Source organism: Streptosporangium minutum, assembly GCF_002149035.1.
GTDB lineage: Bacteria > Actinomycetota > Actinomycetes > Streptosporangiales > Streptosporangiaceae > Streptosporangium > Streptosporangium minutum.
Genome location: NZ_NGFP01000528.1, coordinates 1 through 900, shown reverse-complemented (window position 1 = coordinate 900; position 900 = coordinate 1). Strand labels below are relative to the sequence as shown.

The following is a 900-nucleotide window of genomic DNA, read 5'->3' as shown; positions in this document are numbered from 1 at the left end:
GGAGGGTGCGCGGGATCAGTGAGCTGCCAGCGATCGACCAGCGGCACGGGGTCTGCTTGTCGATGACGGCCCACGCCACGGCCGCCCGCTGGAAGGCACACGCTCACCTGCCGGATCCGGCAGCCCGAGAGAGGAACACCATGTCCACGCCACAACCGGCACCACCGCCTGAGACATCGTCCGCGTCACCATCCGGATCACAACCCACACCACCGTCGGGGTCACCGCCCGAGACGCCGTCCGCACCGCCGCCCGCGTCACCGCCTGCACCGCCGTCCGCGTCACCGCCCGAGACGTCATCCGGGTCACCATCCGGGTCACAGCCCACACCGCCGCCCGCATCGCCGTCGGGGTCACAGCCCGCACCGCCGTCCGAGGCGCTGTCCGCATCGATGACCCGCGCCGGGACAGGCCTGTGATGCCCGGCGGCCCCACCCCCACCGCAGCGGACGACGTCGGCGAGCCCGGCGCCTCGCGGGCCAGGGTGCTGATCTACACCGCCGCGCCCTCGGACGAGCCCGGCGCCGTCGAAGCGGCTTACCACCAGATCAGCCGTGACCTCGCGGGCACGCCGGGCCTGCTCGGCAACGAGCTGCTGCGCGCGGCCGACGACCCGGCGGCGTTCGTGGTGATGAGCGAGTGGGAGAGCCTCGCCGCGTTCCGCTCGTGGGAGGAGGGCGCGGCGCACCGCGGCACCACGGCTCCGCTCCGCCGCTACCAGCGGGCGCCGGGCGGCAGGCCGTTCGGCGTCTACGAGGTGACCGCCGTCTACTGAGCCGGCCACGGGCCCGGAGCCGGCCGGGTGAGCACGTCGTCCTCGACGGCGACGCGGGCCCAGGCTCCCTCGTTCCGGATACGGGGGTGGGGGCGGCGTGGATCCTCCCGGCGTGGCGCGTGGCG

The 900-nt window shown here is 74.9% G+C and carries 1 protein-coding gene; it reads left to right on the top strand.

Features of this window, described 5'->3' with window-relative positions; genetic code table 11:
- Positions 1-418: 418 nt before the first annotated feature.
- Positions 419-775, top strand: coding sequence for an antibiotic biosynthesis monooxygenase family protein (locus CA984_RS44200; protein WP_086579178.1), 357 nt, complete (start codon positions 419-421; stop codon positions 773-775).
- The last annotated feature ends 125 nt before the right edge of the window (positions 776-900 follow it).